This window comes from Deltaproteobacteria bacterium, from assembly GCA_016210045.1.
Classification (GTDB): Bacteria; UBA10199; UBA10199.
Genome location: JACQUX010000013.1, coordinates 1 through 4,373, shown reverse-complemented (window position 1 = coordinate 4,373; position 4,373 = coordinate 1). Strand labels below are relative to the sequence as shown.

At 52.7% G+C, this 4,373-nt stretch carries 7 protein-coding genes; 2 read left to right on the top strand and 5 right to left on the bottom strand.

The window, feature by feature from the left end; genetic code table 11:
• Positions 1–45: 45 nt before the first annotated feature.
• The gene (locus HY696_04020) at positions 46–510 is read right to left on the bottom strand and encodes a phage tail protein (GenBank protein MBI4237570.1); all 465 of its coding nucleotides are present in this window, start codon (positions 508–510) and stop codon (positions 46–48) included.
• A 60-nt stretch (positions 511–570) separates the two neighbouring features.
• On the opposite strand from HY696_04020, the gene HY696_04015 reads away from it, so the two are divergent.
• Both HY696_04015 and HY696_04010 read left to right on the top strand, forming a co-directional pair.
• Positions 571–963, top strand: a complete 393-nt coding sequence (locus tag HY696_04015) for a hypothetical protein (protein ID MBI4237569.1) — start codon at positions 571–573, stop codon at positions 961–963.
• 23 nt (positions 964–986) lie between these two features.
• Entirely contained in the window at positions 987–1,775 is a 789-nt protein-coding gene (locus HY696_04010; GenBank protein MBI4237568.1) for a sulfite exporter TauE/SafE family protein, read from the top strand.
• On the opposite strand, the gene HY696_04005 is transcribed toward HY696_04010, so the two are convergent.
• From HY696_04005 to HY696_03990, 4 genes are all read right to left on the bottom strand, one after another.
• Positions 1,772–2,185: an arsenate reductase ArsC gene (locus tag HY696_04005; GenBank protein ID MBI4237567.1), complete on the bottom strand. Its 414-nt coding sequence runs from the start codon at positions 2,183–2,185 to the stop codon at positions 1,772–1,774. The genes HY696_04010 and HY696_04005 overlap by 4 nt on opposite strands.
• A complete protein-coding gene (gene arsB / locus HY696_04000; protein MBI4237566.1) occupies positions 2,124–3,239 on the bottom strand; it encodes an ACR3 family arsenite efflux transporter in 1,116 nt (371 codons plus the stop codon). The genes HY696_04005 and arsB overlap by 62 nt, the downstream gene beginning before the upstream one ends.
• Before the next feature lie 8 nt (positions 3,240–3,247).
• Complete coding sequence (locus tag HY696_03995) at positions 3,248–3,592, bottom strand: winged helix-turn-helix transcriptional regulator (protein ID MBI4237565.1); 345 nt, start codon at positions 3,590–3,592, stop codon at positions 3,248–3,250.
• Between the two features lie 53 nt (positions 3,593–3,645).
• The coding region (locus HY696_03990; GenBank protein ID MBI4237564.1) for a phage tail protein at positions 3,646–4,373 on the bottom strand (728 nt) is incomplete at its 5' end.

The window sequence follows — 4,373 nt, the reverse complement described above, 5'->3', positions numbered from 1 at the left end:
GCCCCTTTAGGTTTGTCTTCCGTCACGATGGCCTCCTGTTATCTGTTATGAAGAGCGGATCACCCGGTCGCAGGACAACACGACCTTTTCGATGATGTCGTCGCTCGATTTTCTGTCGAGTTCGTCCTTTTCGATCTGCTTTGGAAAACAGCCGATGACCTGCCACTTCTCCAGAATGGTTTCGAGGTCGGTATCGTGGAATATGATGTAGCCGTTCCGCTTGTATTCGGACGGAACACCCATAGTGCCGTTTTCCGGATCGCTGACTTTTTTGAACCAGTCGTAGGCCCAGTTCTCATTCTTATCCATGAACATGAGCTTCTTGAGCTCAATGTCGCCGACCTTCACCATACCGCCGGTTTTGACGAGGATGTTGCTGGAACCGTGCTCGGCAACCTCGACGGAAAGGCCGGGAATGGTGACCTGTTGGACGAGAGCGGGTTCCAGACCCTCGAATTCGACGGTCCATGGGAATTTCTTACGCGGGTTGATAGGTGTCGCTGTGGGCATAAATGAGCTCCTTTCCCCCCTTACTTATGAAAAGGGCCAAAACTGCCCCTTGAAACCAAGATGAAAGACGGACTTGCACTCTTACGGAAGGTACGCCATGTCATGGTAATCCTCTCAAAGGAGGTCGAAGATATGAGAGTTTCAGGGATTTTATTTTTGCTCTTTTTTCTTGTCGGAAACGCTCACGCAGATGCCCTGTCGGCGAAGACGGTGGAAGGTTACGCCGCCTGCTCCAAGAAAGAATGGCTGGATGATATGAGCGCCTTTGCCGCCCGGAATGACCAGGCCGGTTTCCAGGCCTACCTGGACGCGGGCAAGTGCGTCCTCCTGAAGAGCGGACTTAACGTGACCGTGACGCAATCGCCGGGCTTGCTCGGAACCCAAGCGGAATTCGACTACAAGGGCACGAAGTTCTGGACGGTGAGAGAGGCTCTTGCCGGTTATAAACCTTAAAACCCTCTATTATCGAAGAAACTATGAATCTTGCTCTCATAGCAGTAGTCTCACTGGCTGCATCCTGCCTGTCCCTCTTTTCCGGGTTCGGCCTTGGCACGATATTGCTACCCGTCTTCGCGGTTTTCATTCCCGTGGATATGGCCGTGGCGGCGACCGCGATGGTGCATGCCGCCAATAACGTATTGAAGGTGGTTTTGGTGGGCCGACTGGCCGATTTCAAAGTCGTTTTGAAATTCGGGTTGCCGGCGATTGCGGCGGCTTACTTGGGGGCGATCCTGCTGGTACAGCTTGCCCATCTGCCTCCCTGGTTTTCGTATCATTTCCTTGGGCTCAAGGCCCAAATCACTCCCCTCCAATTTGTCCTGGGGTTGCTCATTTTGGGCTTCTCGATGCTGGAGTTGCATCCCCGATTGAAGAAACTCTCCTTCCAGCGCAAGTATCTGTCCATCGGCGGTATTCTATCTGGTTTTTTCGGTGGGCTCTCAGGCCATCAGGGCGCGTTGCGCTCCGCGTTTCTCGCCAAAGTCGACATGACGGCGAGGTCCTTTGTGGGAACCAACGCGGTGATCGGCCTGATCGTCGACTCCATACGATTACTGACCTATGGAACGATGCTATCCCAATTCAGCTTTCGGGCACTGCCTTCCAGCCCGGAGGGGAGGATGATTATCACCGGAAGCATTGCCGCATTTCTCGGAGTGGTGATCGGAATGAAATTCCTGCACAAGGTAACGATGACGACGATTCAATATATTACGGGAATTCTCTTGATGGTCATCGGCTTGGTCATGACGGCGGGTTTTATTTAAATCAATTCCTTGAACCGCTGCCGAATTTTCAGACTGATTTGATCGCGGATTTCACGGAATTTCTGGAGCTTCTGTTCTTCGGATCCCTGCAGGGAAACCGGGTCATTGAAGGACCAATGGAGACGTTCGGCTTTACCCAAGAAGATCGGACAAACCTCCTCGGCGCAAAGGGTGATAACCAGATCGATGTCCTCCGGATCAATCTCGGTAACCGATTTTGATCGGTGACCGGAAATATCGATGCCGATTTCCTTCATGACTTGGATGGCCAGCGGATTCACCCGTGATGGATTGGAGCCCGCGCTCATGAAATGCATACGGTCTCCAAAGAGATGTTTTGCCAACCCCTCAGCCATCTGACTCCGGGCGGAATTCGCCACGCATAGGAATAACACGTTTTTCTCGCTCATAAACACTCTCCGTCCCGATACTTTCTCGTTTGAACAAACGTCTCCTGAAATAAAAAGCCACATTGACCAGCGCGATCATCACGGGAACCTCCACCAAGGGACCGATGACCGCCGCGAAGGCGGCCCCATGGTTCAATCCGAATGTCGCTATGGCCACTGCGATCGCCAGCTCGAAATTGTTCGACGCCGCCGTGAACGACAGGGTCGAAGACTCGCTGTAATTCGCCCCCATTTTCTTGCTCATGAGGAAGGAAAACACGAACATGATAACGAAGTAGAGCAACAGCGGAATGGCGATCCGGAGGACGTCTCCCGGCAATTGCACGATATGTTCACCCTTGAGCGAAAACATGATCATGATCGTGAAAAGAAGAGCGACGAGGGTCAGCGGACTGACGTGGGGAATAAATTCCCTCTGATACCAGTCAGATCCCTTGATCTTGAGCAGAACGGCGCGAGTGAGCATCCCTCCCAAAAACGGAATTCCGAGATAGACGAACACGCTCTTCGCTATTTCGGACATGGTGACGTGAATCTGAACACCCTCAAGCCCCAGCCATGAAGGGAACACGGTCAGAAAAGCGTAGGCGTAGACGGAGAAGAACAGCACCTGAAAGACGGAGTTGAACGCGACGAGTCCGGCGCAATATTCGGTATTGCCTTCCGCCAGATCGTTCCAGACGACGACCATGGCGATACACCGGGCGAGACCGATCAGAATGAGCCCCGTCATATATTCAGGCTTGTCCGAGAGGAAAAGGACGGCCAAAGCGAACATGAGTATCGGACCGATGACCCAATTCTGTACCAGGGAGAGCGCGAGAATACGGTAGTTCCTGAAGACCCGCCCCAATTCCTCGTATTTGACCTTGGTAAACGGCGGGTACATCATGAGAATCAGGCCGACCGCGATCGGAACGGATGTGTTGCCGTATTGCAACCGGTTCAGGATGCTTGAAAAACCGGGATAAAGGTAGCCCACTCCGACGCCCACGGCCATCGCGAAGAATATCCACAAGGTCAGAAAACGGTCGAGAAATTGAAGTTTTTTCATCAAGCCCCCTATAAATCCTTGAGTAATTTTTTGAATTGCCGGACTGCCGCTTTGTTGATGCAGTAACAGGTCGAGGGTCCGTTGATGGCCCCGCGAATCAGCCCGGCGTTTTTCAGGACTTTGAGATGTTGCGAAACCGTGGCTTGCGCAATCGGCAACTCGTCGACAATCTCTCCGCAAATACACGTATTCCTGGACTTCAGAATATCTAGAATACGCAATCTGACGGGATGGCTAATGGCCTTGGCATAACGGGCGAGGACTTCTTCCCATTTACGATTTCCGGGAAGTTCTTTTTCGAATTCGGCGATCGGTTCTTCAGGGCAACACGGCTTCGTTTGTCGTTTCGACATGATGCCTTATATCGTTAATCTACGATATAAGGAAAGCGTTTTTTTGCCGAATGCTACAGCCTAATATCCAAAAGCTCTTTGAAGTTCGCGTTTGACTTCGTGATCACCGCTTCGATCCCGAAATATTTGAGCGTGCGGGTCGGCTTGATGAAGAGCCTGCAAACGAATTCCCCGCGGTCGATTCTCTCCGGCGTGTTCAGGATCGCATCATTGATGCTTTTGGCGTCCTGGTCGCATTGGATCAGGTATTCGTAGAACGCCCGCCGTTTCAGGAGGTCTTCCATCCATGGATTGATCAGGTTGAAAACCCGACGCCAGGTGATGGGGTCATTCGGTTCGAAGAGATAGATCCGGTTGATCTTGAGAAGAGCCTTCCTCATGTAGATGAGCAGTCTGCGGATATGAAGCGATTGGAGCGCGCTGGGTGCCCGTTGCAGGGTTTGTTCGCCCCAGATCACGGTACCTTCATCCGAGAAATCCACGATTGGGCTGATCTGGTTGTTTACCAGGTCGTCCATCTCGCTGGATCGTCCCGGGGTGCCCACGTTGTAGTGGACGCCCAGAGTGTTGGGGATCCGGCCGCGTTGCAGGCCCGCGGGGGCGATCCAGACCTCGGCCTTGGCGTCGTTATAGGCATGGACGCCGAACACGTCACCGACAAGACTGATATCGGTGATATCGTTGGTCTTGGCCGAACGGATCTTGGGCCTGCCGAAATACATGGCCCCGTAACTGGAATTGAAAGCGGAATGAACCCACACGCCTTGTCCCAGGCGGAAAT